The sequence below is a fragment of the Photorhabdus hindustanensis genome, assembly GCF_002968995.1.
GTDB lineage: Bacteria > Pseudomonadota > Gammaproteobacteria > Enterobacterales > Enterobacteriaceae > Photorhabdus > Photorhabdus akhurstii.
On record NZ_PUWT01000073.1, the window covers coordinates 12140 to 36887 of the forward strand.

At 41.2% G+C, this 24748-nt stretch carries 22 protein-coding genes and 1 pseudogene; 19 read left to right on the forward strand and 4 right to left on the reverse strand.

From position 1 onward, the window contains the following. The first annotated feature begins 26 nt into the window (after positions 1-26). The 4 genes from C6H66_RS21680 (at position 27) to ychH (ending at position 3860) form a co-directional block, all read left to right on the forward strand. On the forward strand, positions 27-713 hold the full coding sequence (locus C6H66_RS21680) for a hypothetical protein (protein ID WP_040148972.1): 687 nt from the start codon (positions 27-29) through the stop codon (positions 711-713). Next, positions 710-2035 (forward strand): hypothetical protein, encoded by a 1326-nt coding sequence (locus tag C6H66_RS21685; RefSeq protein ID WP_105396694.1) that lies wholly within the window; start codon positions 710-712, stop codon positions 2033-2035. The genes C6H66_RS21680 and C6H66_RS21685 overlap by 4 nt, the downstream gene beginning before the upstream one ends. Before the next feature lie 117 nt (positions 2036-2152). Beyond that, positions 2153-3121, forward strand: a complete 969-nt coding sequence (locus C6H66_RS21690) for an Ig-like domain-containing protein (protein WP_105396695.1) — start codon at positions 2153-2155, stop codon at positions 3119-3121. A gap of 463 nt (positions 3122-3584) precedes the next feature. Further along, the gene (ychH, locus tag C6H66_RS21695) at positions 3585-3860 is read left to right on the forward strand and encodes a stress-induced protein YchH (RefSeq protein ID WP_036778679.1); all 276 of its coding nucleotides are present in this window, start codon (positions 3585-3587) and stop codon (positions 3858-3860) included. Between the two features lie 126 nt (positions 3861-3986). Here the strand turns inward: ychH and prs are convergent, their stop codons facing one another. From prs to lolB, 3 genes and pseudogenes are all read right to left on the reverse strand, one after another. Then, positions 3987-4934, reverse strand: coding sequence for a ribose-phosphate diphosphokinase (gene prs / locus C6H66_RS21700; protein ID WP_011146321.1), 948 nt, complete (start codon positions 4932-4934; stop codon positions 3987-3989). A gap of 64 nt (positions 4935-4998) precedes the next feature. Further along, entirely contained in the window at positions 4999-5874 is an 876-nt protein-coding gene (gene ispE / locus C6H66_RS21705) for a 4-(cytidine 5'-diphospho)-2-C-methyl-D-erythritol kinase (RefSeq protein WP_036814224.1), read from the reverse strand. Then, positions 5874-6519: pseudogene (gene lolB / locus C6H66_RS21710) on the reverse strand (lipoprotein insertase outer membrane protein LolB). Before lolB ends, ispE begins: the two are co-directional and overlap by 1 nt. Positions 6520-6792: 273 nt before the next feature. Between lolB and hemA the strand changes: the two are divergent. From hemA to kdsA, 5 genes are all read left to right on the forward strand, one after another. Beyond that, on the forward strand, positions 6793-8055 hold the full coding sequence (gene hemA / locus C6H66_RS21715) for a glutamyl-tRNA reductase (RefSeq protein WP_036778674.1): 1263 nt from the start codon (positions 6793-6795) through the stop codon (positions 8053-8055). A gap of 31 nt (positions 8056-8086) precedes the next feature. After that, the gene (gene prfA, locus C6H66_RS21720; RefSeq protein ID WP_046397588.1) at positions 8087-9169 is read left to right on the forward strand and encodes a peptide chain release factor 1; all 1083 of its coding nucleotides are present in this window, start codon (positions 8087-8089) and stop codon (positions 9167-9169) included. Then, a complete protein-coding gene (prmC, locus tag C6H66_RS21725) occupies positions 9169-10017 on the forward strand; it encodes a peptide chain release factor N(5)-glutamine methyltransferase (RefSeq protein WP_105396696.1) in 849 nt (282 codons plus the stop codon). The genes prfA and prmC overlap by 1 nt, the downstream gene beginning before the upstream one ends. Next, positions 10001-10810, forward strand: a complete 810-nt coding sequence (gene sirB1, locus C6H66_RS21730; protein WP_046397590.1) for an invasion regulator SirB1 — start codon at positions 10001-10003, stop codon at positions 10808-10810. The genes prmC and sirB1 overlap by 17 nt, the downstream gene beginning before the upstream one ends. A gap of 78 nt (positions 10811-10888) precedes the next feature. Then, positions 10889-11743 carry a 3-deoxy-8-phosphooctulonate synthase gene (gene kdsA, locus C6H66_RS21735; protein ID WP_036814229.1) on the forward strand — a complete coding sequence of 285 codons (855 nt, stop codon included), beginning with the start codon at positions 10889-10891 and terminating at the stop codon, positions 11741-11743. A 135-nt stretch (positions 11744-11878) separates the two neighbouring features. Here the strand turns inward: kdsA and dauA are convergent, their stop codons facing one another. Next, complete coding sequence (gene dauA, locus C6H66_RS21740) at positions 11879-13594, reverse strand: C4-dicarboxylic acid transporter DauA (protein WP_036814230.1); 1716 nt, start codon at positions 13592-13594, stop codon at positions 11879-11881. Positions 13595-14345: 751 nt separating this feature from the next. On the opposite strand from dauA, the gene C6H66_RS21745 reads away from it, so the two are divergent. The 10 genes from C6H66_RS21745 (at position 14346) to luxC (ending at position 24744) form a co-directional block, all read left to right on the forward strand. Further along, the gene (locus C6H66_RS21745; protein WP_105396697.1) at positions 14346-15038 is read left to right on the forward strand and encodes an SDR family NAD(P)-dependent oxidoreductase; all 693 of its coding nucleotides are present in this window, start codon (positions 14346-14348) and stop codon (positions 15036-15038) included. A 393-nt stretch (positions 15039-15431) separates the two neighbouring features. Then, complete coding sequence (locus tag C6H66_RS21750; protein WP_046397594.1) at positions 15432-15680, forward strand: acyl carrier protein; 249 nt, start codon at positions 15432-15434, stop codon at positions 15678-15680. Positions 15681-15741: 61 nt separating this feature from the next. Continuing rightward, a complete protein-coding gene (locus C6H66_RS21755) occupies positions 15742-16602 on the forward strand; it encodes a hypothetical protein (protein ID WP_105396698.1) in 861 nt (286 codons plus the stop codon). Further along, positions 16595-17341 (forward strand): ApeI family dehydratase, encoded by a 747-nt coding sequence (locus tag C6H66_RS21760; protein WP_479687612.1) that lies wholly within the window; start codon positions 16595-16597, stop codon positions 17339-17341. Before C6H66_RS21755 ends, C6H66_RS21760 begins: the two co-directional genes overlap by 8 nt. Then, positions 17331-18515 carry a beta-ketoacyl synthase N-terminal-like domain-containing protein gene (locus tag C6H66_RS21765; RefSeq protein WP_046397597.1) on the forward strand — a complete coding sequence of 395 codons (1185 nt, stop codon included), beginning with the start codon at positions 17331-17333 and terminating at the stop codon, positions 18513-18515. The genes C6H66_RS21760 and C6H66_RS21765 overlap by 11 nt, the downstream gene beginning before the upstream one ends. A gap of 214 nt (positions 18516-18729) precedes the next feature. Further along, positions 18730-20481, forward strand: coding sequence for a carbamoyltransferase family protein (locus C6H66_RS21770; protein ID WP_105396700.1), 1752 nt, complete (start codon positions 18730-18732; stop codon positions 20479-20481). A gap of 184 nt (positions 20482-20665) precedes the next feature. After that, positions 20666-21541: a class-II aminoacyl-tRNA synthetase family protein gene (locus C6H66_RS21775; protein WP_105396701.1), complete on the forward strand. Its 876-nt coding sequence runs from the start codon at positions 20666-20668 to the stop codon at positions 21539-21541. A gap of 87 nt (positions 21542-21628) precedes the next feature. After that, positions 21629-22597: a hypothetical protein gene (locus C6H66_RS21780; RefSeq protein WP_146111093.1), complete on the forward strand. Its 969-nt coding sequence runs from the start codon at positions 21629-21631 to the stop codon at positions 22595-22597. A gap of 147 nt (positions 22598-22744) precedes the next feature. Further along, positions 22745-22960 carry a hypothetical protein gene (locus tag C6H66_RS21785; protein WP_181150261.1) on the forward strand — a complete coding sequence of 72 codons (216 nt, stop codon included), beginning with the start codon at positions 22745-22747 and terminating at the stop codon, positions 22958-22960. Between the two features lie 341 nt (positions 22961-23301). Next, positions 23302-24744, forward strand: coding sequence for a long-chain-fatty-acyl-CoA reductase LuxC (luxC, locus tag C6H66_RS21790; RefSeq protein WP_105396703.1), 1443 nt, complete (start codon positions 23302-23304; stop codon positions 24742-24744). Positions 24745-24748 lie beyond the last annotated feature (4 nt).

Genomic DNA, 24748 nt, shown 5'->3' on the forward strand with positions numbered 1-24748 from the left:
TAAATCATGGAGTTAATGGTGACAATATGAATAACGGCATATCAAGTGTGATTATCACAGAAAATGCGGCGATAAGTGATTTAACCGATTACCCTAATCTTAACCCTCAAAATATTGTGACTATATATGGTCTGCCTGGGCATAAATTTTATGCTACGACATCTATTGGGGCTTCTATTGTCGACGATAACATTAATGTGGATCAGATCATATTGACGTTAGATGAGACTGGAAAAGGACATTTTTATGTTCGTTCTCCGTTTGAACATAAAAATATTGAAAATAGCGAAGAGTTTTCGGCTTTTTTGATGATTGCTCCACAAAAGGATATCAATAAAGTAATATCTTTTCCGCTTATTTTTGGTAATTATCGTCAGTCTGATGAAGCTATAGTCTTTACCGCCTATAATTATACTACAGGCGCTCCGGCGGATGGGAAGACGCCTTGCTCGATATATCTTTTTATTGATCGTAAAAATAATGATGATATTAATCAAATCCGTGTAAGAGTTAATAATAATGCACTCATCGATGGTTATAATAAGAACTGGGCAGATATTCCATTAAAGGAGGATGGTAGTGCGACAGTGAATGTGACTAGCGATACAGTAGGTAAAGTTAGTGTTTGGCTAACAGCGCCTGATTCAGATTCAGGGGATAAAGTCAATTTTGTTTTATCGTTCAGGCCGATTCCAATGGGAGGTGAAATATGATTACCAATCATGAAAATACATTTATTCTTTTATCGTCGCCAAAATTGCCGCAAGCAGATAAAGATGGCTTGATTGATGTTTCTGTTCAACAGAATCAAGATTTAATTATCAAAGTACCCTATTATGAGGATATGGAAATCTGGGATGTGATCGTGGTCAGTGTTGGGGGGATTTTTTCTAGACCCTATTATGTTCAGAATATTAATACTATTTTTTTCACTATAGCTATACCGTTCTCTGAAATACCTGATGGTTGCTATAATGTGACTTATACATCAGCTGATGATTTCGAGAATGAAAATTTCTCTGAACCGACTGTTATTAAAGTTATTAATTCTCCATCGATAAAATTATTACCATCAATTTACCCAGATTCAACATCTGGCGTTATTCACTATTCATCTCTTGTACAACATCATGGGTTAAATGTGCATATCAATTATCAGCATATGCGGAAAGGCGATAGCGTCATATTCCACTGGCGAGGACATAATTTTAATTATGAGCCAATTGCGAGGTCTGACTGGGATGCACAACCAATAACAGTCAGTGATGAGGATATTAAGAAGGGTTATGTCTCTTTAGTGGTACCGGTGGAAAACGTGCTTTGTTTGGGGCAAGAGGGGGTGGGAACAGGATATTATGAGGTTGGCAATAATATTTCTGCTCCAGGTTCAGTGATATTGTCATTAATGGATATGTCATCTGCCATGATATCAATTAGCGCAGGTGCGCCGATGGTGTCTAATGAATATCCCAGAATAAGGCCGAAAAATTTGGTTGCGGTTTATGGGCCGCCAGGAAAGAGATTATCGGCTAGTGTTGAATCAGGAAGTATTGTTGAAGGGGATGGCACACAATATCAATTTGCCCCTGATAGTTTCGGGCTGGCTTATTTCCATTTGCAATCTGAGGAAACGGGTAGTTTTTGTTGTACTGTTTCGGCGCAGGATGGTTCTATAACACCGGGTGTAGGTCAGGCAGTATTTAGTGAGTGGAGAGATGGAGGGGATATTATCAAGGCTTATGCATTTACCTCTGAGGTACCTGCTGATGGCGTGAGTGTTTGTAGTGGTTATGTTATTGTGGACCGTACTGCCTATTCCGGCAAAAGATTACTTGTTCGTACTGATGGCTCCGCGATAATTTCAGGTTATGGTGATAATGAGAGAGAGTTGCAGGTTGCAATTAGTCAGGATGGTTGTACAACTTTCCATATAACTAATACTAAAGCGGAAAAAAATAATGTGATAATAAGTTTACCCGATGTTGATAAGTCGATTCAATTTTCTATTAATTTTAAACATTTTCCTTCTATTTAGCATAAGGGTTATTGTTAATTGGCATAATATTATCATGTTGAACCATTTTGTTTTTTAACTTTAAATCAATGATAACATGTGTAAATATACATGTTAGTGATAATTTAGGAGAATGAAATGAATGGCGAACAAGCACCAAAAGAGGCTAAAACATTAAATTGGATATCAAGTGAAAAAACGGAGACTGCGGATAAGCCTATAGATATCGGTGTAAACGTAATGCAAGATGGTTATTTATTGCATGGGGTGAATGTAAGTTTCACTTTAGATAATAAATCTATGGTATTTAAAGAGAATAATGATCGTAAAATTATAAAAAACACAGGAGTAATGGGTAAGGTATCAGTTGAAATAGTTTCTACTGATTTAACTCCGTGTCAAGGGAATGTATATGCTTACTTGGAAAATGATACTCAAATAGCAGCCCCTCCTCTCCAGGTCGAGTTTACTGCTGTTCCTCAATTTGTGGCAGATCTTAATCTTGATTTAGAAAAAAATAATGCATGGACTAATAGTGCCGATGAGAATAAGGTAGTTGTAACTGTGTATGATCGGTTGGGTAAGGGAATTGAAAACCAAAAAATAACCTTCTATGCAGATAGTGGGGCAACAGTAGTTCCGTCGTCGGGTATGACAGATAAAGAGGGTAAAATAACGGCGTCAATACAATCTAATAGTGCTGGTGAAGTGATGCTAATGGCACAAGCGGGAGCTATTGAAAAGGCTATAGCTATGTGTTTCACGTATAATCCATATCAGTTAAAGATTGGAAAATCTCCGGCTATTCTGTCTTCATTTTCAAGCGGTATTATAGCTGGATATTTATATAAGAATGGCGTAGGTGAACCTAATGTAACTATATCAGTATCTATGGGATTTTATCTGTCATTGAGTGATCAAGACAAACATATGACTACCGATAAAGATGGCTATTTCAGCTTTAGAGTTTCTTCTTCTTATACTCGAGGGTATTCGCCTCATAATCATGTACCTCCCATGAATGAATCCGCACCGGTGTATATAAGTTGTATTGATGGGCGAGTATATTCTCAAACGTGGATAGAATTAACCCCAGGGCTATATTAGGCGTTGGATATTTGGGGATGCTGATTGATGGTTACGCATTGAAAAATTAGAAAAATCCCCTGTTTTTAGCCGTTATCATGCAGTGTGAAAATAAGATGATTTTTATTATCCCGGTAGGAATCATTGATTAAAAATATATAACCTGGATGGAATTTCACAACTATCATTGTTATATGTCAATATTTAGTTAAAAACCTGAACTTTTCTTTAAGTGAAGTTCAGGCTACTAACTCATTATTTCTTCATGTTATTTCTTACAATGATTAGGGTGTTGTTATTAAATCTCCTTTAGTTGTGATCGCGCCCGCAATGACCTTTTGTGAAATAGGGCTATACTATAAATAAGCTTTATAGTTATATCGAGTCAATTAACGTTAACTTTTGAATTATAGGTTCTTAGTGTTCACGGAGAAGTGTGTATTCACGGAGAGTGTGTATTCACGAAGAGTGTTGGAGGTAATATATGAAACGTCAAAGTGCTTTCATAGTCGGTAATGTATTAATGGGTGTCGGTATGTTCACCATAGTGAGTAGCCTGGCTTATACATTACTGCCTCACATCTTCGGTTTTGGCTGGCCTGAGTTTTTATCTGAAGCCGCGCTATTGGGTGTTTTTATTGGCGCGCTTGTTTGGTTGGCTGGTGCCGGTGTGGGAGGCCGGGAAGGTGTGGCAGATCGTTATTGGTGGTTAAGAAACTATGATGAGCGTTATCGTCGTGGTGATCATCGGTATCCATAACAAAAATAGAGTTAGTCATAGTTTGTGCTAATGGAAAAGTATATTCCAGATAAGCAAAAAACCCGTTGAATCTCTTGTACAACGGGTTTTTTCTTAAATAGCAATATTATGAGTACAACTTATTTATTAGTGCTCAAACATTGCAGAAATTGACTCTTCATTGCTGATACGCCGGATCGCTTCAGCTAACATACCGGACAAAGTGAGAGTACGAACTTTATTGAGCGCCTTGATCTCGGCAGACAGCGGGATGGTGTCACAGACAACCACTTCATCAATCACCGAGTTTTTAATGTTGTCCACAGCATTGCCGGAGAAAATCGGGTGAGTGGCATAGGCGAATACCCGTTTTGCTCCGCGTTCTTTCAATGCTTCCGCCGCTTTGCATAAGGTGCCGCCGGTATCAATCATGTCATCGACCAACACGCAGTCGCGACCAGCGACATCACCGATAATATGCATCACTTGAGAAACGTTAGCGCGTGGCCGACGCTTATCGATGATAGCCATATCGGTATCATTCAGCAGCTTAGCGATAGCGCGAGCGCGGACAACCCCGCCAATATCCGGGGAAACAACGATAGGGTTTTCCAACTCTTTCTGTAACATATCTTCCAGCAGAATTGGGCTGCCAAATACGTTATCAACCGGAACATCGAAGAACCCTTGGATCTGCTCAGCATGCAGGTCAACGGTCAGTACGCGGTCTACACCAACGCTGGAGAGGAAATCCGCAACAACTTTGGCGGTAATTGGCACACGGGCTGAACGGACTCGACGGTCCTGACGAGCATAACCGAAATAAGGGATTACTGCGGTAATACGTCCTGCGGAAGCACGACGCAGCGCATCAACCATAACGACTAATTCCATTAAATTGTCGTTAGTCGGTGCACAAGTGGACTGGATGATGAAAATATCACCACCACGCACATTTTCATTAACTTGCACGCTGACTTCACCATCGCTGAAACGGCCGACAGCCGCGTCTCCAAGGTTGGTGTACAGGCGGTTGGCAACACGTTGTGCTAGTTCAGGAATAGCGTTACCAGCAAAAAGCTTCATATCGGGCACGAGAAAGACCTCAGGCTTGCGTCCAGAGAGATATTGTTGACCAATGTAAATAACAAATATTTATTCATTGGTTCAATAACACGGGTATCCCAGAGCGAAAACTGTGCAAAGGTGAATTGTTAACGCCACGCGCAACAAAACCCTGCAACCACTCAGGGGCTTGATTTAACACCTTACGGGCCGATGCTTCTGATTCAAACTCACCGAATACACAGGCACCGGTTCCGGTCAGGCGTGACGGCGCGTATTCTAGCAGCCATGAAAGAAGCTGTTCAACCTTACGAAAACGTTTTCTTACAAGAGATTCACAATCATTTAGGTACGGAGCCTTTAATAATGCGGCCAGAGGGCGAATTGGCGTATCACGTTTTAATTCCGGATCTGTGAAGACGCGCAGAGTTGAGATTTCAATACCGGGATGTGCAACCAGATACCACTTTTCTGCCGGCTCTGCCATGTGCAGAATTTCACCAATACCTTCTGCAAATGCGGCGTGTCCTTTGACAAAGACCGGCACATCAGCGCCAAGGCTCACGCCAAGGGTTGCCAGTGTTTCGTCTGTGAAACCGGTTTGCCAGTGATAATTCAGCGCAATGAGTACGGTAGCGGCATTGGATGAACCTCCGCCTAATCCACCGCCCATTGGCAGACGTTTGTTGATATGGATGTCAGCGCCTTTATGAGCAATCCCGGTATGGTGTTTATCGCTGTAGGATTGCAATAGACGCGCGGCGCGAACGATCAGGTTGTTATCGTGTTCCACCCCCTCTACCGGCGTCAGTAAACGGATTTCATTATCCTGACGAGGGGTAATGGTAATTTCATCACCATAATCAAGAAATTGAAATAGCGTTTGCAACTGGTGATAACCATCAGCGCGACGACCGGTGATATAGAGAAATAGGTTAAGTTTTGCCGGCGAAGGCCAGGTTAATGTCATTATTTTGTCGTCCAGTTATCCATTTTCAATTTGATGCGACGATCTCCTTGAATCAGTTCCAGGCGATTGGGAAGGGCGGGGGTTGTGTGAGGTATCGTAGGATTGATAATTAACCTGCCATGTCGCGCCATGTTGCTGGTAATTGACGGTTTTCAATAGATGGTTAGCATCCAGTTTGAAGTTTTTGGCATCACCGGGGAGACCCGTTATCCAATGCCGCAGATTATCTAATGGAATATCCATATTGGTGAGCTGATAAATGATCTCTTCGGGATTATCACTAAAATATTTTTTACCTTGGCTATCAGTTAATTGCGTCATACCAGGCTGAACGATCAGCTCTAATTCAGTGCTGCCTAGCGGGTTAGTTAGTAATAAACGGTAGCGTTCAGAATGATATTGTTGCCAGAAAAAGCGGGCATAAACCTTTTTCTCATTAGACAGATAGGCAAAAGAGCCACGTGTTTGATATTGATTTAATTGCTGTAGCTGTTGGGTACGTGTTCGCCATTGGGGAGAATCTGCCGAACCTGTTCCGCCAGGTTGCGTTAATGTACAGGCGGTCAACAGTACACAAGAGAGCGGCAATAGACGGAATAGGGATAATTTTTGTATCGGTTTTGTCGGCGCTGATTTTATCGACATGGGTTTTATCGGCATTGATTTCATCGGCAATCTCTGTTTAATAACGTGAAAACTTTTACGTCACTTAATAATGAAGAATGAACTATTAATCCAGTTAAATTTCAAAAAAATGTTCTGAATAATGATACCAGACACTGCGATCGTCTTTTATTGATCTGAGGTATCAAGTAGAATGCACAGTTTATAAGAGTCCTTATTAAGGGTGATGATTTCATCAAATAGAATGTTTTTTACGATGAACTGTCTCTCTGCTGATAACTCAATGAAGTTGATATGACTTTGTTAGCACTTGGTATTAACCATAAAACGGCTCCTGTATCCCTGCGTGAACGGGTCACTTTTTCTCCGGGTACTATTGGGGAAGCGCTTGATAACCTTCTCCAGCATCCCCTGGTGAAAGGGGGGGTTGTGTTGTCAACGTGTAATCGTACGGAGCTTTATCTCAGCGTAGAACAGCAAGATAATCTGTATGAGCAGTTAATTGACTGGTTGTGTGGATATCATCAGCTAAATCCCAGAGATCTAAGATCCAGTATTTACTGGCATTGTGATAATGAAGCTGTCAGCCACTTGATGAGAGTGGCGAGTGGGCTGGACTCGTTGGTGCTGGGAGAACCTCAGATTCTTGGGCAAGTGAAGAAAGCATTTGCCGAGTCGCAGCACAGCGACTCTTTATCGAGTGAACTGGAGCGACTGTTTCAGAAATCATTTTCTGTCGCCAAGCGCATCAGAACGGAAACAGAAATTGGTTCGAACGCGGTTTCCGTTGCATTTGCCGCTTGCACTCTGGCGCGGCAGATTTTTGAATCACTTTCTGAACTAAATATTTTGCTGGTCGGTGCCGGAGAAACGATTGAACTGGCGGCTCGTCATTTGAAAGAGCATCGCGTGCACCATATGATGATTGCTAACAGGACGAAAGAGAAGGCACAAGTGTTGGCTGATGAAGTTCAGGCGGAAGTGATCACCCTGCCTGAAATTGACACACGTTTAGCAGAAGCGGATATTGTTATCAGTTCGACTGCCAGTCCTTTGCCTATTATTGGTAAAGGGATGGTTGAACGCGCATTAAAGTTACGTCGTAACCAACCAATGTTACTCATTGACATTGCGGTTCCTCGTGATATAGAGCCTGATGTAGAAAGGTTGGATAACGTTTATCTTTACAGTGTTGACGATTTACAAGCAATTATTCAGCAGAATCTTGCGCAGCGCAAAGCGGCGGCGGTTCAGGCTGAATGTATTGTTCAACAGGAAAGCCGTTATTTTATGGACTGGTTGCGTTCGCAGAGCGCAGTAAATTCAATCCGTGAGTATCGTAATCAGGCAGAACGAGTGCGGGCTGAAATGACAGCTAAGGCACTGACTGCTATCAATCAGGGAGCTGACGTAGAACAGGCCGTTAATCAATTGACTCATCAATTGGTGAACCGTCTGATACATGCTCCTACCAAATCACTCCAGCAAGCCGCCAGCAATGGTGATCTGGAGCGCCTTAATTTATTACGTGACAGCCTGGGGCTGGAACATAATTAACCATATCTCGGAATAGGGTCTGAAACCAAGAATGAAGCCTTCTATTGTTGCTAAATTGGAAGCATTGCAAGAACGTCACGAGGAAGTTTTGGCTCATCTCGGTGATGCCGATGTGATTGCTGATCAGGAGCGTTTTCGTGCTTTGTCGCGGGAATATGCTCAACTGACTGATGTGACGAGCTGTTTTAGGGCCTGGCGTGCTGTTCAGGATGACCTTAAAGCAGCCGAAATAATGCTTGATGACCCTGAAATGCGGGAAATGGCACAGGAAGAGATCAGGGACGCCAAGGCCCGCAATGAAGAGTTAGAGCAACAACTACAATTATTGTTGTTGCCGAAAGATCCTGATGATGAACGTAACTGTTTTCTCGAAGTACGTGCCGGAACCGGTGGTGATGAAGCGGCTATTTTCGCCGGGGATCTGTTTCGTATGTATAGCCGTTATGCGGAATCCCATCGTTGGAAAGTCGAGGTTATCAGTGCTAATGATGGCGAGCATGGCGGCTATAAGGAAATTATTGCTAAAGTTTCCGGTGAGCAGGTTTATGGTCATTTAAAATTTGAATCGGGTGGTCATCGTGTTCAGCGTGTGCCGGAAACCGAATCGCAAGGGCGCATTCACACGTCTGCTTGTACCGTTGCGGTTTTGCCGGAGGTTCCGGAAGCGGAGTTGCCCGATATTAGCCCAAATGATTTGCGTATTGATACGTTTCGTTCCTCCGGGGCGGGCGGTCAGCACGTCAATACCACGGATTCCGCTATTCGTATCACTCATATTCCAACCGGTATTGTGGTTGAGTGTCAGGACGAGCGCTCTCAGCATAAAAACAAAGCGAAAGCGATGTCCGTGTTGGCCGCGCGTATTCATGCGGCGGAAGTTCGTAAGCGTCAAGAGGCCGAGGCGTCTGAGCGTCGTAACTTATTAGGTTCCGGTGATCGTTCAGATCGCAACCGCACTTACAATTTTCCCCAAGGGCGAGTGACGGATCACCGTATTAACTTGACGTTATACCGCCTTGATGAAGTGATGGAAGGCAAATTAGATATGCTTGTTCAGCCGATCGTGAATGAATATCAAGCTGATCTCTTATCGGCTTTGTCAGAGCAAGATTGATGGATTATCAATCTTGGCTTAAACAAGCCGCAATACAGCTATCGGCAAGTGACAGCCCTAAACGAGATGCGGAAATTTTGTTGGGGTTTGTCACTCGCCATTCCCGAACTTACCTATTGGCGTTCGGTGAAACGCAGCTAGCTTCGGCGCAGTTCAGCCAGCTTGAGGCTTTACTCGCTCGCCGGGTGAAAGGTGAACCTATTGCCTACATCACCGGTGAGCGTGAATTTTGGTCGTTGCCATTAAATGTCTCTCCTGCCACGTTGATCCCGCGTCCTGACACTGAATGTCTGGTAGAAAAGGCGCTTGAACGGCTATCGCTGACACCTTGCCGCATTCTGGATTTGGGAACGGGAACCGGCGCAATTGCACTGGCAATCGCCAGTGAGCGTCCTGATTGCCGGGTTATCGGGGTTGATATCAATCCTGATGCGGTCATGTTGGCGCAGGGCAATGCTGAAAAACTCAAAATACAAAATGTGGATTTTGGGGTAAGCGATTGGTTCTCTTCGTTGAATAATCAACAGTTTGGTATGATTGTCAGTAATCCGCCTTACATAGATGAAACCGATCCACATCTATCTCAGGGCGATGTTCGGTTCGAGCCGGATAGTGCATTAATTGCGGCGCGACAGGGAATTGCTGATCTGAATACCATTATTGATCTATCTCGCCATTTTTTGTTGCCTGGTGGATGGTTGTTATTGGAACATGGTTGGAGACAGGGAAATGTTGTAAGAAGCCTATTTTCTGAGAGTGGTTATCGGCAGGTGACTACTTTTCAGGATTATGGCGGTAATGAGCGAATAACACTGGGTCAGTGGAAAAGTGATGAAAGCCATAGCTGATTATGAATTTAATGATGCATCGTTGAGTAGCGGTATCCTGTTAATTTCCAGAATCTTGCGTGCTGATTTTCCTCAGCATTCAGTGGAAATGCAGCTTCAAGTATTGATTGATGAAGCCAGACGTGAAATATCTCCGCAGCTAAATATAGAAGAACGACTGGAAAAATTACTGAGGCTTTTTTATCAAACCTGGAAATTCGGCGGCGCCAGTGGTGTTTATTGCCTGTCAGATACATTATGGCTGGATAAAGTATTGCAAACCCGCCGAGGTTCCTCTGTTGTTTTAGGGGCAATTCTGATTCATATTGCTCAGGCTTTAGAACTGCCGTTTATGCCGGTTATTTTTCCGACGCAGTTGATTTTGCGTGTTGATTATCCAGATAACACGGCAAAGTTTATTAATCCAATCAATGGAGAAGCGCTAAGCGAACGTGTGCTTGATGTATGGCTGAAAGGTAATATTAGCCAGACAGCGGAATTAGCAGCAGATGATTTGCAAAGCGCTGATAACGCTAGCATTATACGTAAAATGCTAGATACGATAAAAGTCGCATTAATGGACGAAGGACAAATGGAATTGGCGCTGAGGACGAGTGAAGCTGTGCTGATGTTTGATCCCGATAACCCCTATGAAATACGTGATAGAGGGCTGATTTATGCGGAACTTGATTGTAATCATATTGCGGTTTCTGATTTAAATTATTTTGTCGAGAATTGCCCGGAAGACCCGGTGGCAGAAATGATCAGAATGCAAATATACGCCATTAAGCAGCAATGCGTTGTTTTACACTAAGATATTGTTTTGTATTGAAATACTGCTTTACACTGATTTATTTCATTAATTTATTGGTCCCTAACGGAAGGTATAAGTATGCAACAGAAAGTGGTTCATATTGGTGATATCAAGGTCGCGAATGATCTACCGTTTGTTCTCTTTGGTGGTATGAATGTCCTTGAGTCACGGGATTTGGCCATGAGTATTTGTGAGCACTATGTCACAGTGACACAAAAATTGGGCATTCCTTATGTTTTCAAAGCCTCCTTTGATAAAGCAAACCGATCATCGATTCACTCTTACCGAGGCCCAGGTCTGGAAGAGGGAATGAAAATTTTTCAGGAGTTGAAACAAACTTTCGGTGTGAAAATCATCACTGACGTGCATGAACCGGCACAGGCGCAGCCAGTGGCGGAAGTGGTTGATGTCATCCAACTGCCTGCATTTTTGGCGCGTCAGACTGACTTGGTTGAAGCGATGGCGCGTACCGGTGCGGTGATCAACGTTAAAAAACCGCAGTTTATCAGCCCGGGTCAGATGGGAAATATTGTGGAAAAATTCAAAGAAGGCGGCAACGATCAAGTGATCTTATGTGACCGTGGCAGCAACTTTGGTTATGACAATTTGGTGGTGGATATGCTGGGCTTCAATGTTATGGCCCAGGCGACCGGGGGGCATCCGGTAATTTTTGATGTCACTCATTCACTCCAATGCCGCGATCCATTTGGCGCCGCTTCTGGTGGGCGTCGCGCTCAGGTTGCTGAACTGGCGCGTGCGGGAATGGCGGTCGGTATTGCCGGCTTGTTTCTTGAAGCTCATCCTGATCCTGCGAATGCGATGTGCGATGGTCCATCAGCATTGCCGTTGGCAAAACTAGAGCCATTCTTGAACCAGATGAAAACCATTGATGATGTGGTGAAAAGCTTCCCTCAACTGGATACCAGTAAATAAAGTGGCTTTCTGATGCCATGACATCAAATGATGACAAGATTTGGTGATGAATAGATTTGGCGCTGGTTTACAGCGCCATTAATTATGGGGAAAAAAGTATTGGAAAAAGAGTTAGCAAGTTTTTGTCTGGCAATTTCAGCTATCCATTTTGCCATTGAAATTTAATTCTGCCATTGCTCGTGGCAATGTCGCATGGAAGCTAAGGTGATTTTCAACCAATAGGATCTTAGCTCTGGCCAGTGTTTTTAAAGGCTGGAATGGAATATCACAAACAGCAATATATTTATCTTTACCCACTTCATCGATAAAGCGTTGGAAAGCGTGCATCCCACCGGCATCCAGCACGGGAACGGCATCCCATTGCATAATGATCGTCTGATAACTGGCGCTTTCTTCCTTTAATTCTGTGAAGATACGTTCAGCAGCGGCAAAGAATAGCGGGCCATTGATACGGACAACCAGCAGACCTTTATCGACATTTGTTTGCGGCAATTGACTGATGCGAGTCATATTGGCTATTCGGCGCATAAACAGCAGTGAAGCTAATACGATACCGATTGTAATGGCAATAATCATATCAAACAGAACTGTGAGCGACATGCAAAGTACCAGCACAATAATGTCATCCTTTGGCGCACGGCGCATGAGGTCGATAACTTTATGTATTTCGCTCATATTCCAGGCGACCATGAGCAACAGGGCAGACATAGCGGCCAGAGGAAGATAGGAGAGCATGGGAGCTAATGCCAGTAAAGTTAATAACACGAGCAGAGAGTGAACAATGGCTGAAACCGGCGATGTCGCGCCAGCTCTGATGTTGGCGGCTGAACGGGCGATTGCGGCGGTAGCCGTAATACCGCCGAAGAATGGCACGACAATATTTCCGAAGCCTTGACCAATCAATTCACTGTTTGAGTGATGCTTTTTACCGGTCATACCATCCAAAACCACGGCGCAAAGCAGTGATTCAATAGCGCCTAACATTGCCATTGAGAAGGCGGCGGGTAATAGGGCTGAAATTGTTGCCCAATTTATATCAACTTGATGGAACCCCGTATCAGGTAAATGCCACGGTAAAACAAATTGCGGCAGGATGGGGGGAATGCCTTGCCCCTGAGTACCGTCATTCAAAATATAACTAAACTCAGAACCAATAGTAGCAACATGTTGATCGAATAAGTTCATGATCCCCATCACAGCGGTTCCTGCAATGAGGGCGGGAAGATGCCCGGGTAATTTCAGCCCAAGCTTAGGCCAATAGATCAGAATGGCGAGTGTCGTTAAGCCAATCAGCGTATCACTCAAATACAGTGTTGGCAGCGCTTGAAACAGAGCCGCAACCTTATTGATATAATTCTCTGGCATATGTTCCAATTGCAGGCCAAAAAAATCTTTTACTTGCATGGTTGCGATAGTAATCGCGATTCCAGAAGTAAAACCGAGAGTGACGGGGAGGGGAATATATTCGATCAATTTACCAAAGCGGGCTAATCCCATCACCAGCAAAATAATGCCTGACATTAATGTTGCAATGAGCAAACCGCCCAGGCCAAATTGTTGAGAGACTGGATAGAGAATGACAACGAAAGCGGCGGTAGGGCCGGAAACACTATAGCGTGAGCCGCCGGTTATCGCGATTACCATCCCGGCGATAGCGGCGGTGTAAAGCCCATATTGTGGTGGGACGCCACTTCCGATTGCTAGCGCCATAGCGAGTGGGATGGCGATAATACCGACAGTAATACCGGCAATAATATCTTTAGTTAAACGAGCAAAAGAGTAAGGTTCTTTCCAACAAGCATCAATTACAGCACTAAACGGCCGTATACCGTTCATTCTACGAGTTTTCATCTGTGCATAAACCAAAAATATAGAGGGAAAAAGCAATAGGGTTGTTACAACCAAACTGCAAACCGAATTGTAAAAATAGTGCTTTTAGTTCAACGCGATAGCGCTATTAGATCAAACTTAATGTTAATAGCTTAACGCCAGGAAAGTGAAAAGTAAAAGGGAGAATAGTGTTCTTATCACCATAAAATAGGCTGAAACCGATTCTATTAAGTATCTATTCTTATTAGTGAATATTATTGAATTAACTTCATAAAGAATTTAATTAATATTTTCAAACTTAAATCTATATATTTATTCTATTAAATATAATGTTTTATCTTTATAATAAAATAACAGAATTAATTACAATTTTTAATTGTTATTGTCAGAAAGTTAAATAATTAATTATGCATTCACCACATGTATTGATTATGACTAGATTAAATTAGCTATATTGGATATTTTTACGCATGATGTTTTTTATTTAATTTTTGGATGTAATTTAACCAATGCATTGATATCGCTGAAATATTAGATTAATAATTTGACAGATATAAGAACTCATCCTACTATTTAGGATGACTCATAGAATTAGATGGATTAAATGAGTTGAAAATAGGTAAGCTAAAAATATATGCGTTAAAAGTACATGTATTTAGAAATATATAAGTTAAAAATGTTTTCTTGTTTAGATAATATTTATTCTGAATGCTTTATTTAAAGTAGGGTTTACTGTTGGAAAATAACTTTTAGATAAGGTAGGAATGTTTGAATGCATAAATATAACAGCAAGATACTTATTATTGGTTCATCAAGTGAAATTGGGAAGGCAATTTGCCGACATGCGGTTGCCAGCGGCTATGAAGTATTAGGTACTTCACGTAAACCGTGTAGTGAAGAAATTTATTTAGATGTTATGTCGGATAACAGTGTTAGAGAAGCCATTGGCATTGCAGTTGACAAGATGAAATGTATTGACGCAGTTATCTATACGCCGGCAATGTCATTGGATGGTTTATTGCATGCTCAGGATATTGAGGGTTGGCATGATGTTTTTAATGTCAACTTGTTTGGCGCAGCAAGAGTAGCAAAATATTTGCTGCCCCATTTTATGAAGAATCGTAATGGCGTGATGCAATTTATTTCTTCTACAGCGAGTTTACGTGGAGAGACAGGCGCCACCGCTTATTCTTGTTCGAAAGCAGCCATGAATGCATTGGTAAAAAACATCTCTAATGACTACGGCCGTTTTAATGTTAGGGCTTACACTGTAATGCCGGGATATGTTGATGGTGGTATGTTGCGGCATATTTCTCCAGAAAAGAAAATGGAATTCGCCAGAAGCACCGCATTAAAACGAATGGCAGATGTTGATGAAATTGCCAGTTTTTGTGTGGGGACATTGAGTACATCAACCTATATCACAGGAACATCTCTTTGCATTGATGGGGGATTAAGTGGTTAATAACAATATCATAAATCGTGATCTGCAATCATGTTTCCATCAATTAGCTAGAATATCGGGCTGGATTTATGATAAATGTATTTCTTCACCTAGCCCAATGTTGCCAATCGCTTTAATGAGAAAAGGTTATTGGTTATTATTCCAATTTTGGTTACGCTATTTGGAATAGGAGCCGAAACTGAATTATCAGATATCTCTGTTTTTATATCGTTTATGAATTATTTTCCTGGGTAAATGAGAACCTACCCCAGCAGGCATAATTGTTGCAGGCCGTTAGTTGGAGTGCGTCTTTTGATGTATGTATGGGGAAAGAGATTCAGGAGAAATTTATATACTTGATATAAATAGATCTTTAAACCATTAGATTTGAATAAACATCATTGGGGATGTGATATGGATAATATTGACATGGTTAATGAAGAATTAGCGAGTATTTTGGTGAATGTTGCTGAGTTAGACTCCGATTTTAAGATAACATCGAATAAAGTGTTGAAAAGTGATCTCGGCATTGACTCATTAAAGTTAATTGATGTCATTTTGTCAGTTGAGCGAACCTTTGGCAAAGAGATTTCGGAAGATGCGCTTGCCCGTATTCAAACTGTAGGTGAGTTATGGGAGGAAATAAAAAATAACCTGCAATGATCGGGTTGACTTAACCAATAATCAAAAACTCTCTATTTTTCAAATAATAAGTTGAGGGAAAATGTTGACTTTTAACGTGGAAAATTTAGCTATTTATCCGAAGATATTTCGGAGTGAGAGAAAGGGGGAATTTTCTCTTCCCGCTGATATTTCTGAATTTGTAAGCAATAAAGGTGATCGTTTTCGTGACGACTTTAGCCGCGTTTGTACCTACTTGGCGAATCAGTTTATTGCAGAAGATAGACATGCAGAAAATGAATCGGTGATTGTGGGGACAGAATACGGCAACCTTGAAGCGATGCTTCGTTTTCAACGGCAGGTCATGAACAATGATAAAACGGTATCGGCTCAACAATTCCCTTATGCTACCACCAGTTCAGCTTCAACCTTTATTAACATTGACAAGAAGGTGACGGGAGGAAACTGTACATTAAATGCAGGCAGTAAAACCCCTGTAATGGTATTCATGCAGGCGTTGCTTAATTTGCATAATAGATCAACAGGCGCCAGCTACCTTTTTTTCGGTGATGTTTATTGCACAGAAGCACTTGATGATATACGAAAGAAAATCAGTAATCAGAAGTCAATATCTTCTGGTGTGATGTGTGCAACGCTATTGAGTGGAAAACAATTTACGGCAGATTTTTTCTTCGGGTTAACAGTGGGGGAGATAAAAAAACGGTGTGATGCTTTGTCACCGGATACGAAGGTATTTATATACAATACGTTGGATCAGAATGACGCATTAATTCATGTTGTTAAAGATAATAATGTCATTGAATATCAAGAATATAACAGCGCCTTTTTGTTTCATGAGTTTATGGGGACGATTAAGCTCAGTAAAAAAGGAGATGCGGTTGTATTTATTGTAATCGATAACATGAATGCTTCAGGCGTAAGGGTTATACACAATGATGATTAATCATATTAACCATGTTTTTTCACCTCAAGATGAAATATTCAAATATCATTTTCCCGGTAATCCTGTTGTTCCGGGGATCTTGCCAGTTGCTGCTTTTTGTAAAGAGATGGCTGACACATCTGCCGATTTTATCAGTTTAAGAAATCTATTTTTTCACCAATTTATACGTCCTGATGAAAATATCCAATATCGCCAAGAGGAAAATAAAATTTCTGCAATGGTATCGGAACAACGCTGTTTTTCTTTTCTCCTGAATTATTCTGGCAAAGATGCAAAAGGTGAAAGTAAAAAAATTTTTTACGCATCTTCTTTATTATCACCCTCATTGCGTGAACCCGAGTTTTGGTTTTTACCGAATATAGTCTATGTTAATGATGGATTAAGCAGAGCGAATTGCAGCCTGGATATGAAATCATTGCGCGATGAGGCTGCTTATTTGCAAAAATACCATTATTCCCCTTTGATTATTCTTGTCGAGGCAATGGGAAATTTAGCATTAATTTTGCAGCATCAGCAACAGAGTATTTCAACAGCAGGCGATTATGTTTTTGCCAAATTTGGTGAGTTGGCCTTCGATCCTGATATCGAGCATATTAACTCTCCTGTGTTTATTGAGACTAAAGTAACCCGATTTGGCTCAATAATGTGTTGGGATTCCAGGGCATATCGTGAAGGGGAAAAATTACTTTGGATAACTGACGCAGTATCAATTAAGAAGAAGGAGAACGATGTTGGATAAAATATATGTTACAGGTCTTGGCGTCGTTACTCCAATTGGTATAGACGTCGAAAGTTATTGGAAAAATTTATGTGCCGGCGAGTCAAATTTTACTCGACTGGAACCGATTTATCCCTCTTTGAAGCCAAATTTTATTGCTGGAAGAATTTCGGCTGAACGGCGTCTGGATATAAAAGCCAGAGCGCCGAAATGTACCGGCCCACAGGTCCCTGATTCTTCTCTATATGCTGTCGATGCCGCACTTCAAGCGATAGCGGACGCAGGATTACAGCCTGGGTGTGCTGAATTGCGCAATGCCTTGGTGTGTGTGGGCAATAATGAGGCTGAGGCGGATATTCTTGATCAATTAGTTGAAGGTATGCCGGTAAATTGGCATTCGAATATCTATTCGAGTCATGCCGTTTCCGATAATGTTGCTCATGCGATTGGTTCATTCGGGCCTTCCATGACGATACATAATACTTGTGCGTCAGCAAATATTGCGCTTGAAACAGCACTACGCATGATGAATGCCGGCATTGTCTCAACATCCGTCATTGGAGGCGGAGACGCTTTTTCAAAAAAGGTGTGGTCAGGTTTTTACATGCTTAATGCATTAGGTGCGGAACAGTGCCGTCCATTTTCGAAATTAAGACGCTTTATTACGATATCTGAGGGTGCCGCTTTTTTGGTGTTGCAGAATAGAAAACACGTTGGTGAATATCAATCGCCTTATGCTGAATTGATCGCTACTGCCAGCAATAATGACGCATTACATCCGACCAATCCTGATATTAACAGTGTCACTCAGTGCCATAAAAAATTATTAGATTCGGCAGGGGTGGAAGCCAAAGATATAGGTGGCATATATGCACACGGTACAGGGACTAAGGCTAATGACGCTGTAGAAGCATCGATATTCTCTGAATATTTCCCGAATTCGGCGGTTTCAGCAATTAAAGGCACTATCGGACATATGATGGCGACAGCGGGAGCAATTGGCGCAGTCAGTGCTTGCTTATCTTTGAGGGACCAAATTATGCCGCTAACAAATATCTTACCGGAGGATTTTGAATATCAATTTAATTTAATCACTCGTCAAATGGAAATGAAGAATAATTTAAAATATATACAAAATAATGCGTTTGGTTTTGGTGGTAATAATGCCATTACTCTATTTGGCAAGGTGACTTGATTCTTCGTAATGCAAAATGGGCTATTAGTATAAAGCAGTGCATAGTTTAATTTTTATGAAAGAAAAACATACCCTATGGATTTCAAGGTGCATCGCGACGGCAAGGGAGCGAATCCCCGGGAGCATAGGTAACTATGTGACCGGGGTGAGTGAGTGCAGCCAACAAAGAGGCAACTTGAAAGATGACGGGTATAATAATTTGGAGGTGAAGAAAATGATTATATTAGGTATCAGCGGCCTTCCCAATTCTCAACATTTTATGCGAGAAAATTACCCAGGCGTAGGTAAATTAGACGAGCGTATTTGTCAGGGAGTCGATAGTGCGGCCTGTGTGATGGTTAATGGAAAAATTGTTGCCGCGGCTGCGGAAGAGCGATTTACCGGAGAAAAAGGAACAGGCCGATTTCCTGCTAATGCCATTAATTACTGTTTAGCGGAAGCGGGTCTTACGCAAGATGATATACAGGTTATTGCCCACGGTTTTAATTATGATAATTATCGCCGTTTTTTCATGTCGAATCAGAAAATGTTTGAAGAGGCTTTTAGTGGAAAAACTGTGATTAATGCATTGGCCTCAGAGGGGTGGCAGAATATTGAATCACGTTTTCAGGGGGTAGATCACCATCTGGCTCATGCGGCGTCAGCCTTTTATCCCAGTGGCTTCCCGTCTGCACTATGCGTCATTTCAGACGGTATGGGTGAAATAGAATCCTTAAGTGTTTATCTTGCTAAAGACCAGCAATTCCAGAAATTGTACAGTCAGCCAATTAGCTCTTCATTAGGAATATTTTATTCTATCTGTACTCGGTTCCTTGGTTTTGTATTTAATAGTGATGAATATAAAGTCATGGGACTTGCTGCGTATGGTAATCCTGAGCGATACCGCGATATCTTCAATAAATTGGCTCAATTCGATGCAGAGAGTGGAACGATACAGATAAACTGGTTACCGCAAGCATTTGACAATTCGGAATATGGTTTTCCCGGTGCAATCGCACAACTGAGCGATATGTTTGGTTTGACGATGAGAAATGAAGATGACCCTCTGCTGGATGTTCATCAGGATTTTGCAGCCGGATTACAGGAGAAATTTACACTGTTGCTGAAACAGCTAGTGACCTATTGGCTGCAAAAAACGGGAGAAACATCACTTTGCCTTGCTGGAGGATCATTCTTAAACTGCAAAGCAAACCAAGCCCTTTGTCAGCTTGATGGTGTAGAAAACGTCTTTGTTCAACCGGCATCGGGTGATGATGGTTCGGCTTTGGGCGCTGCGCTTTTTGTGGCTGGTGGATACCACAATGGCGTAGATCCTTACTTTAATCCTTATCTCGGCCCTCGTTTCTCCACCGATGAAGTCCGTAATGTATTATTCCGGCATGGCGGCAATGCGGGCATGAAATGGCGTTATTTGGGGCTGAATGATGATTATTTTGCTTCTGCGGCTCAAGATATCGCAGAAGATAAAATCATTGCCTGGTTCCATGATCGAATGGAATTTGGCCCAAGGGCACTTGGCAACCGTTCAATTTTAGCTCTGCCGGCAGGTGAAAAAATAAAGGATAGAATTAATAGCACAGTGAAATTCCGTGAGGCTTTCCGTCCATTTGCCCCGGCAATTTTGGATGAGGATTGCGACACTATTTTTGAGACCCGCAATTTAACGCCAACTCGATATATGCTTTGCACCGCCAAAGTAAAACCAGAAATGATGAAGCCGGTGTCAGGTATTGTCCATGCTGATGGAACGGCGCGTATTCAGCTTGTTGAACGTACTATTAACGCAACTTTTTGGCGATTATTGAAAGAGGTACAGAAAATAACCGGTTATGGCTGTCTGGTGAATACTTCATTTAACGTTAGGGGGCAGCCGCTTATTATGTCACCGGAGGTTGCAGTAGAGACATTTTTGAAAACCTCACTGGATAAGCTTTATATTGAGGGGTTTGTCGTATGGAAAGAATAACCTTGATGGCGTCCTGATTGAGATGTCAGTTAACTGATTTTGGCATCAAATGTGTTTCTTTATCATTTTAGAAAAATATCTGGAGATGATATTTGATGATATAGAAACACATCCTTTTGCAAAACAGAGATTGTCTACTGGGCAGCATAACGTAACTATCGATCAGCAAAGGTAATATAAAAATATGATGAAAGAACTTCAACAGCGTAAGCTGCTATCAATTGTGCAATCGCAGAATGGCCTTATCGGGTACCGGTTTTCTGACAGTTTATATGCTGCTGCTGAACTCCTTGATAAGGCGCTTTTACAAGTTTTAAGTAAGGGAATATCTGTTACTTCACACACATGTACCACATTGTTGCCTCGATCCACGTTAGAGCGCATCAGTTTCTTTGATAAATTGCCTAGCAATCCATTGCATGTTTATCCCCATTTAACTCACGATGCAATGAGTGAAAATAGCGGGGATGCATGGGTATTGAGTCCATCGACTTGCTATCATACCTTTGCTCATTTAGCAGAGAGTACTCATGATTGGGAACTGAAATATTTTACGGCTAAAGGGCAGTGCCATCGATATGAACCGGCCAAAGATGAGCCGACCCGTATGGGGAATTTTACCATGCGGGAGTTAATATTGGTGGGGCTACAGGAAAAAGTAGAAACACATTGTGAAATAATATTTGGGCAAGCTGTTAAATTCTTACGATTATTGTTTCCTTCTCTTTCGGTAGAAAAAGCCAGTGATGTATTTTATGGAGAGCATTCTAAAGTTACTCGTAAAGTACAGTTATCAATGGGCGTCAAGTGTGAAATACTTATTCCTTGGTTTGATAAATACAACGTTAGCGTTGGTTCACGGAATTTACACCGAGATTTATTTACCACCAACTTCAATATTGTCAGTCGTGCCAGTGACTGTCCTATGCATTCCGCTTGTATTGCGTTTGGGATGGAGAGATTACTTCTGGCGCTGTTAGCACATACTTTGAATTATGAACCTGACTTACTCGTCGAAAATATAGCACAAGCCGCTGAAATAATATTGGAGGAAAAATAATAGTGATTACAGGGCGTAATATATCTGGTCCGCTATTCATAAATTAATCCATTGTATCGAGGTGATAAAATGCTCATGGAAAATGTGATGGATAAATCATACGCAAATGTCGCGATAAATTGTTTTACCGGTAGCCTGACAAGATTACTTAATTTACAGGGTAAAGAGATTTTTGAGGCAGAGATCTTTGAAGCAGGCAATGGTTATCTATTTCGTAGTGGTTATGATGCACTGAATATGCCTGAATATACTTGTTCGATTGAAATTGTTGGGCTAACTGGCACAGCAAATTTGGGTGCAGATATAGTTTTACTACCGATAGATTACGTCCATTGGCGTCGTCAATTGTATGAATTATTACACCACAGGAAAGGCGTCGTTGCTTGGGTTAATTCGGCGCATTTATCTTATTCTGAGGCTTACGCCAATAAACCAGAATATCTACATGCCGTGCTGATCAGCGCTATTGCAGATGATTATTCACAAGTGCGTATCTTCGATTCTTTAGTAGTTGATCGGGAATCCTATGCTTGTGAGGCATGGATGTCATCTGAGCAATTTTATTTAGCGCTTTCTGATAAAGTGCCCAATGAAACTTATGATCATATGGGTAATTTTTATATTGTTGATTCACTGAAAGATCAGGAGCCTATGCCGGTAAGGGAATTACTGACGCGTCAGGCCGAATTATTTAATACCTTGCCTGAATATTATGACGCGTTGAAAAATTATGGCAAATTATGTCTGAATGCGTTTCAGCAGGCAGAGGAAGAAGCTTGCCGGGCGGCTAAAAGATTGTTTGATCATATTAGCGTATTGTATGTGATCCCTAATTTGAACCTGTTAAAACACTCTTTAATCAGAGCTGATATTGCGCCTTCTCTGATTGAACAGTGCACGGAATTGATTGATCACTGGAAAGCTTTATCTATTTTAGCGTTGAAGTTTGAAGCCACATTATCACCGCAAGTATTGGAAAAAATAGCAGGGCGTTTTGGGCATATTGAGCAAATAACTAACATGATGTGGGAAGAGTTATATCGGTATAAAGGTTAAGTTTGAATCTATTATATCAGTGTTTAGGGATACTGTTAATTAATAATTACGTTGAATAAGTGATGGGGATTTGGTAACGATATATCAACGTACTATCATGATATGGAATTGATATACATTACTTTGACATGGTTCGGAGAACACACTATGCACAATACTCAAGGAAAAACCCCAGCCAGTTTCCTGATCCGTTTACGTAATAAGGATACGCCCACTGAGATCAGCGCCGGAACGCTTGATGAACTGGTTAAAGTCACTGGTATGAGTAAAACTGAGATCGCACACCTTGCTTTGCGCAACTTTGCAGACCGGTACCTATCGCACTATCAGGCTAATAATTTGCATGAGTATTATCACGCATAGAAGAATAGTGACTCTTTTAATTTAAACTTTTCATTAACAAATCTTGTTGATATGAAAATTTTCCTTTGCTATTTTAACAAGTATTAAAGCTGAGGTAGATATTATATTGACGATCCGTTCAGTCACATTAACAGATTTGGGTAGAAAATTCAGAGTGTTATCATATTCTGACGAAAGTTACAGGTCAGGTGTCCCGTAATCAGAATCTGATTTTCTGTATATTTTATTACTTACATCGTCGTAACATAAAAATATAAAAAAACAAGTATTGGTACGACCAGTTTGCAAGATGATTAAACAATAACTTAAGTTGAAATAACCCCATTAAATGGATGGCAAATATGAGTAAAAAAATTTCATTCATTATTAACGGCCAAGTCGAAATCTTTCCCGAAAGTGATGATTCAGTGCAATCCATTAATTTTGGTGATAATAGTGTTTACCTGCCAATATTGAATAATTCTCAAGTGAAAAACATTATTGATTATAATGAAAATAATGAATTACGGTTGCATAACATTATCACTTTTCTCTATACGGTAGGACAAAGATGGAAAAATGAAGAATATTCAAGACGCAGGACATACATTCGTGACCTAAAAAAATATATGGGATATTCAGAAGCAATGGCCAAGTTAGAAGCTAACTGGATAGCTATGATCTTGTGCTCTAAAGGCGGTCTTTATGATGTTGTAAACAATGAACTAGGTTCTCGTCATATTATGGATGAGTGGATACCTCAGGATGAAAGTTATATTAAGGCTTTTCCGAAAGGTAAGTCTGTACATTTACTAGCAGGTAATGTCCCATTATCTGGGATTATGTCTATATTGCGCGCCATTTTAACCAAGAATCAATGCATTATAAAAACCTCGTCAGCCGATCCTTTTACAGCCAGTGCATTAGCGTTGAGTTTTATCGATGTGGACCCTAATCATCCAATAACGCGCTCTTTGTCTGTTGTATATTGGCAACATCAAGGTGATACATCACTCGCGAAAGAGATTATGCAACATGCGGACGTTATTGTTGCTTGGGGAGGGGAAGAGGCAATTAATTGGGCTGTAGAGCATGCGCCACCCTATATTGATGTGATTAAATTTGGGCATAAGAAGAGTTTTTGCATTATTGATAATCCTGATAATTTGACGTCTGCTGCGACAGGTGCGGCTCATGATGTCTGTTTTTACGATCAACAAGCTTGTTTTTCTGCCCAAAACATATATTACATGGGAAATCATTATGAAGAATTTAAGCTAGCGTTGATAGAAAAACTTAATCTATATGCTCATATATTACCAAACGCCAAAAAAGATTTTGATGAAAAGGCGGCCTATTCATTAGTCCAAAAAGAAAGCTTGTTTGCTGGATTAAAAGTAGAAGTGGATGTTCATCAACGTTGGATGATTATTGAGTCGAGTGCAGGTGTGGAATTTAATCAACCACTTGGCAGATGTGTGTATCTTCATCATGTCGATAATATTGAGCAAATATTACCTTATGTTCAAAAAAATAAGACGCAAACCGTCTCTATTTTTCCCTGGGAGTCATCATTTAAATATCGGGATGCATTAGCATTAAAAGGTGCGGAAAGAATTGTAGAAGCAGGAATGAGTAACATATTTCGAGTTGGTGGTTCTCATGACGGAATGAGGCCATTACAACGATTAGTGACATATATTTCTCATGAAAGACCTGCTAACTATACGGCTAAGGATGTTGCGGTTGAAATAGAACAGACTCGATTCCTGGAAGAAGATAAGTTCCTTGTATTTGTCCCTTAATAGG

Bases quoted from the DNA above. Each gene is read 5' to 3' on its own strand.
- C6H66_RS21680 (WP_040148972.1), top strand. From the start codon at position 27: ATGAATAACGGCATATCAAGTGTGATTATCACAGAAAATGCGGCGATA.
- C6H66_RS21685 (WP_105396694.1), top strand. From the start codon at position 710: ATGATTACCAATCATGAAAATACATTTATTCTTTTATCGTCGCCAAAA.
- C6H66_RS21690 (WP_105396695.1), top strand. From the start codon at position 2,153: ATGAATGGCGAACAAGCACCAAAAGAGGCTAAAACATTAAATTGGATA.
- ychH (WP_036778679.1), top strand. From the start codon at position 3,585: ATGAAACGTCAAAGTGCTTTCATAGTCGGTAATGTATTAATGGGTGTC.
- ispE (WP_036814224.1), bottom strand. From the start codon at position 5,874: ATGACATTAACCTGGCCTTCGCCGGCAAAACTTAACCTATTTCTCTAT.
- hemA (WP_036778674.1), top strand. From the start codon at position 6,793: ATGACTTTGTTAGCACTTGGTATTAACCATAAAACGGCTCCTGTATCC.
- prfA (WP_046397588.1), top strand. From the start codon at position 8,087: ATGAAGCCTTCTATTGTTGCTAAATTGGAAGCATTGCAAGAACGTCAC.
- prmC (WP_105396696.1), top strand. From the start codon at position 9,169: ATGGATTATCAATCTTGGCTTAAACAAGCCGCAATACAGCTATCGGCA.
- sirB1 (WP_046397590.1), top strand. From the start codon at position 10,001: ATGAAAGCCATAGCTGATTATGAATTTAATGATGCATCGTTGAGTAGC.
- kdsA (WP_036814229.1), top strand. From the start codon at position 10,889: ATGCAACAGAAAGTGGTTCATATTGGTGATATCAAGGTCGCGAATGAT.
- dauA (WP_036814230.1), bottom strand. From the start codon at position 13,594: ATGAAAACTCGTAGAATGAACGGTATACGGCCGTTTAGTGCTGTAATT.
- C6H66_RS21745 (WP_105396697.1), top strand. From the start codon at position 14,346: ATGCATAAATATAACAGCAAGATACTTATTATTGGTTCATCAAGTGAA.
- C6H66_RS21750 (WP_046397594.1), top strand. From the start codon at position 15,432: ATGGATAATATTGACATGGTTAATGAAGAATTAGCGAGTATTTTGGTG.
- C6H66_RS21755 (WP_105396698.1), top strand. From the start codon at position 15,742: ATGTTGACTTTTAACGTGGAAAATTTAGCTATTTATCCGAAGATATTT.
- C6H66_RS21760 (WP_479687612.1), top strand. From the start codon at position 16,595: ATGATTAATCATATTAACCATGTTTTTTCACCTCAAGATGAAATATTC.
- C6H66_RS21765 (WP_046397597.1), top strand. From the start codon at position 17,331: ATGTTGGATAAAATATATGTTACAGGTCTTGGCGTCGTTACTCCAATT.
- C6H66_RS21770 (WP_105396700.1), top strand. From the start codon at position 18,730: ATGATTATATTAGGTATCAGCGGCCTTCCCAATTCTCAACATTTTATG.
- C6H66_RS21775 (WP_105396701.1), top strand. From the start codon at position 20,666: ATGATGAAAGAACTTCAACAGCGTAAGCTGCTATCAATTGTGCAATCG.
- C6H66_RS21780 (WP_146111093.1), top strand. From the start codon at position 21,629: ATGGATAAATCATACGCAAATGTCGCGATAAATTGTTTTACCGGTAGC.
- C6H66_RS21785 (WP_181150261.1), top strand. From the start codon at position 22,745: ATGCACAATACTCAAGGAAAAACCCCAGCCAGTTTCCTGATCCGTTTA.
- luxC (WP_105396703.1), top strand. From the start codon at position 23,302: ATGAGTAAAAAAATTTCATTCATTATTAACGGCCAAGTCGAAATCTTT.